This is a genomic window from Thalassospira sp. UBA1131, from assembly GCF_002311515.1.
GTDB lineage: Bacteria > Pseudomonadota > Alphaproteobacteria > Rhodospirillales > Thalassospiraceae > Thalassospira.
Genome location: NZ_DCAO01000063.1, coordinates 9,881 through 14,676, shown reverse-complemented (window position 1 = coordinate 14,676; position 4,796 = coordinate 9,881). Strand labels below are relative to the sequence as shown.

The 4,796-nt window shown below is 55.1% G+C and carries 5 protein-coding genes; 1 reads left to right on the top strand and 4 read right to left on the bottom strand.

Annotated features, from left to right (window positions below; genetic code table 11):
* The 3 genes from B3Z49_RS09525 to B3Z49_RS09515 form a co-directional block, all read right to left on the bottom strand.
* The coding region (locus B3Z49_RS09525; protein ID WP_414716251.1) for a DnaJ domain-containing protein at positions 1-419 on the bottom strand (419 nt) is incomplete at its 3' end.
* A 104-nt stretch (positions 420-523) separates the two neighbouring features.
* A complete protein-coding gene (dnaK, locus tag B3Z49_RS09520; protein WP_296990352.1) occupies positions 524-2,440 on the bottom strand; it encodes a molecular chaperone DnaK in 1,917 nt (638 codons plus the stop codon).
* 336 nt (positions 2,441-2,776) lie between these two features.
* Complete coding sequence (locus B3Z49_RS09515; RefSeq protein WP_296990350.1) at positions 2,777-3,277, bottom strand: DUF2244 domain-containing protein; 501 nt, start codon at positions 3,275-3,277, stop codon at positions 2,777-2,779.
* A gap of 191 nt (positions 3,278-3,468) precedes the next feature.
* Between B3Z49_RS09515 and nth the strand changes: the two genes are divergently transcribed.
* Positions 3,469-4,110: an endonuclease III gene (gene nth, locus B3Z49_RS09510; RefSeq protein ID WP_063086839.1), complete on the top strand. Its 642-nt coding sequence runs from the start codon at positions 3,469-3,471 to the stop codon at positions 4,108-4,110.
* Positions 4,111-4,151: 41 nt separating this feature from the next.
* On the opposite strand, the gene B3Z49_RS09505 is transcribed toward nth, so the two are convergent.
* A partial coding sequence (locus B3Z49_RS09505; protein WP_296990348.1) for a penicillin-binding protein activator occupies positions 4,152-4,796 on the bottom strand: 645 nt, incomplete at its 5' end.

Below are 4,796 nucleotides of genomic sequence, written 5' to 3'. Positions count from 1 at the left end.
TTTTTGCCTTCGAACGCTTCTTCAAGCGTGATCGCCATGTTGTAGCGCAGATCTGCCCCGCGGGACGATCCACCGCCACCGCGGCGTCCGCCGCCCATGGCGCCAAAGATCTCGTCAAAGACATCGGCAAAACCGCCGCCGCCAAATCCACCGCCGAAGCCACCACCAAAGCCGCCGCCACCCGGGCCGCCCTGTTCAAAGGCCGCATGGCCAAAACGGTCATAGGCCGCGCGCTTTTCCTGATCCTTCAGGACCTCGTAAGCTTCGCTGACCTGTTTGAATTTGACTTCAGCTTCGGTATCGCCCGGATTTTTGTCCGGGTGGTATTTCATCGCTTGCTTGCGATAGGCGCTTTTCAGCTCGGCTGCACTGGCATCCTTACTGACACCCAACAGCTCGTAATAATCTTCTTTCGCCATCTGTAACTCCGAAATACGGTCGGGCCGTTCCAGCAAATTCTTGCGTCCGGAACGGCCCGATTTTTCTTTACAGGGCGTCGTTCAAGACGACCTCTGCGGTCGCCTTACTTGTCTTTTTTGTTGTCATCGACTTCTTCGAAGTCGGCGTCAACAACACCGTCGTCGGCCTGTGCAGAGGCATCAGCGTCCGCCGCGTAACCTGCGCCAGCTTCTTCCTGCTGGGCCTGATACATGGCTTCGCCAAGTTTCATCGAGGCCTGCTGCAGTTCGTTCAGCTTGGTGGTGATGGCTTCGGCATCTTCACCGTCCTTGGCTTCTTTCAAAGCCGACAGGGCGTTTTCGATTTCCGACTTGGTCGCGTCGTCAACCTTGTCACCATGTTCCGAAAGGTTCTTTTCGGTGGCATGGATGATGGCTTCTGCCTGGTTGCGGGCTTCGACAAGGGCCTTACGCTTTTTATCAGCTTCGGCGTTGCTTTCCGCATCCTTGACCATGTTTTCGATCTCGTCATCGGAAAGACCACCAGATGCCTGAATGCGGATCTGCTGTTCCTTGTTGGTCGCCTTGTCTTTGGCAGACACGTTGACGATACCGTTGGCGTCGATGTCAAAGGTCACTTCAATCTGCGGAACACCGCGCGGTGCCGGCGGGATACCAACCAGATCGAACTGGCCAAGCATCTTGTTGTCCGCTGCCATTTCACGTTCACCCTGGAAGACGCGGATGGTCACGGCCGTCTGATTGTCTTCAGCGGTCGAGAAGGTCTGCGACTTGCGGGTCGGGATCGTGGTGTTACGGTCGATCAGGCGGGTGAAGACACCACCAAGCGTCTCGATACCAAGCGACAGCGGGGTCACGTCAAGCAGAAGAACGTCTTTGACGTCACCCTGCAGAACACCACCCTGAATTGCGGCACCAAGGGCAACAACCTCATCCGGGTTCACACCTTTGTGCGGATCACGGCCAAAGAACTCTTTAACGCGTTCCTGAACCTTCGGCATACGGGTCATGCCGCCGACCAGAATAACGTCATCGATTTCACCAGCGGTGATGCCGGCATCTTTGAGCGCTGCCTTGCACGGGGTCATGGTGCGTTCGATCAGATCGCCAACCAGACCTTCAAGCTTCGCACGCGACAGCTTGATGTTCAGGTGTTTCGGGCCAGATGCGTCTGCGGTGATAAACGGCAGGTTCACATCGGTCTGCATCGACGAGGACAGCTCGATCTTGGCTTTCTCTGCAGCTTCTTTCAGACGCTGCAGGGCCAGACGGTCTTTACGCAGGTCGATCTGCTGTTCTTTTTTGAACTCGTCAGCAAGGTAATCGATGATCTGTTTGTCGAAGTCTTCACCACCAAGGAAGGTATCACCGTTGGTTGATTTAACTTCGAAAACGCCATCGCCGATTTCCAGAACCGACACGTCAAAGGTACCACCACCAAGGTCATAAACGACCACGGTGCCGCCGTCTTTCTTGTCCAGACCGTATGCGAGTGCTGCTGCGGTCGGCTCGTTGATGATACGTTTGACTTCAAGACCCGCAATCTTGCCGGCGTCTTTGGTCGCCTGGCGCTGGGAGTCGTTGAAGTATGCCGGAACGGTAATCACGGCTTCGGTTACCGGCTCACCCAGATGGGCTTCTGCGGTTTCCTTCATTTTCTGAAGCACCATGGCTGCGATCTGGCTCGGCGCCATTTTCTCGCCATTGACTTCAACCCATGCATCGCCGTTTTCGCCCGATACGATTTTGTACGGAACGAGATCCTTGTCCTTTTCGACTTCCGGATCGCCGTAACGACGACCGATCAGACGTTTAATGGCAAACAGGGTGTTTTCCGGGTTGGTGACTGCCTGGCGTTTCGCCGGCTGACCGACAAGGCGTTCACCATCATCGGTGAAAGCGACCATTGACGGGGTGGTACGAGCACCTTCGCTGTTTTCAATCACACGGCCTTCTTTGCCGTCCATGACTGCTACGCACGAGTTGGTGGTGCCAAGGTCGATACCAATAATCTTACCCATAGTAAGTTCCTCTTTTAGCGGCCGGTCCGTCCCGCAGCCTCCGAAATGAAGCGCCGCGCAGGACCTCCTGGGACCAATGGTTGTAATACACGTAATTTTTCTGGGGGTTCTTCGTTACCCCGCGAACCTATATATGAAAGTCGCCACAAAGTCGCAAGCGGTCAAAGTGGGGAATCTTGGCTGTTTTTTGCCTGCAAACCGCATTTTTGATCCGATCAACTGCATTTCAGGCCCGATAAACCGGCGCAACGGGCAAGAAAAGCCGGTTTTTAAGGCACAAAACCCGGCTTTTGAATTGCTTCATAACCGGGTTGCAAAACACTCAGATCACGGGCTTCAGATCCGAATATCGGCAGGATTACAGCGGGTTTGGCGCAAAACGGTCTCAAGTCTGTTCGCCAGATTTTCCTTTTCATCTGCGCCCAGAAAACGCGCAATTTCCAGACTTTTGCCGTGCGTGCGCAAAAACAGTGCGGCTTGTTCATCCTCTCCACGCTCCAACACCACGCGCAGCCAATAAGGCTGAAAATCAAATTCCTCGCGTTCGCCACGTACCGAAATCCGTGTCACCCGAAGGTTGCCTGCGGCAAGCTCGATCCGTTCTTCCTGACGGGCGGAACGAAAACTGAAATAAAACGCCAGCGACAGCAACACAACATCAAGCCCCAAAAACCCGATTACCGGCCACGCGCCCACCGACCAGAAAATAAATCCGATGGTCGTAGTGAGTGCGGCTATAAACAGCACAATATTGCGGGCAGCCCGGCGCGACAGCGATCGCGGCGGAAACAGATCCACCCGAAAGATCGGTTTTGCTGAACGCGGCACGTTTGGCATTTGAATTACCTGTTGCTGGATATCCGATTGTGCGCCCGGGCAAAGGGCAGCTGCAATCAAAATTCGATTTTTCACCCCTCACAGTTTATATAGTTTGCAACACATAAATCGGACCAGGGGATGCGCATCAACGCCACCCCCATCCCCAAATATCGATACATAAAAAGAGATCGCAGCCCATGGCCCGCCCGATGAACAAAGCCGCCATCGAAGAGTTTTTCCAGCGTCTGTCCGATGCAGACCCAGAACCGAAAGGGGAGCTGGATTACACCAATCCCTATACCCTTCTGGTCGCGGTTGCCCTGTCGGCACAGGCGACAGATGTCGGGGTGAACAAGGCGACCAAAAAGCTGTTTCAGATCGTCTCAACCCCGCAAGACATGCTTGATCTTGGCGAAGAAGCATTGATCGAGCACATCAAGACCATCGGGCTTTATCGTGGCAAGGCCAAGAACGTGATGGCGGCGGCCAAAATCCTTGTCGAAAAGCATGGCGGCATTGTCCCCAACGATCAGGAAGCCCTCGAAGAACTCCCTGGTGTCGGCCGCAAGACCGCCAATGTGGTACGCAACATCGCCTGGGGTGAGCACACCATGGCGGTTGATACCCATATTTTCCGGCTTGGCAATCGCACCGGCATGGCCAATGGCAAAACGGTTCTGGCGGTTGAAAAGGCGCTGCTGAAAAAGGTCCCAGCCCGCTTCATGACCCATGCCCATCACTGGCTGATCCTGCATGGGCGCTATATCTGCAAGGCCCGAAAGCCGCGCTGTGGTGACTGCATCGTCAATGATCTGTGCAATTACAAAGACAAAACGCCTGCCGGGGCTTGATCCGACAGGCGTTTAAAAGGTCTGGGCTTATCAAGTCGTGATCAGAAGACCTGATCGAAGCTTGCCGGTGCGGGTGCAATTACCTTTGCGCCATCGGGCTGGACTTGCATGATGGCATAGCCACGTTCGGACTGACCATCCGGGGTCAGACGGAAGATACCGTCCACACCGACAAACCCACTTGGGTTGGTCAGGGTCTGCTGGCTCATATTGTTTTCATCACGCGCCATAAGGGCCGCCAAAGCCGTGCTGTCATAGGCAAGGCTTGAAATGCGGGGCGGCTGGCTGCCAAAGGTACGCTCAAAGCGGGCGGCAAACAGTTCCCAGTTTTCCGGGTTGGGGGCGGCAAAAATCCCGCCCTTGAGGGCCGGTTCGGCAAACAGGCCCGGATCGTTCCAGCCAAACGTTCCGATAAACTGCACCACGGATGGATCAACATCGAAATAGGCCAGAAGCGAGGAAACCTGACGCAACTCGCCACCGGTGGCTGGCAGGATCAGGGCATCAAAATCAAGCTCGCCAAAGGTATCGACCCCTTCAAGACGCCTTAGCGCGCGTTTGGAACCGGCACTGCCATCGGCTTCAAGCTGTGCCTTGTGTGCGCGCAGGTTCGCACGCCGCGCGTCGTAATTGGCAAAGTCCCGAATGGTTTGCTGCAAATCTTCCGAACCGGGCTGATAGAACGC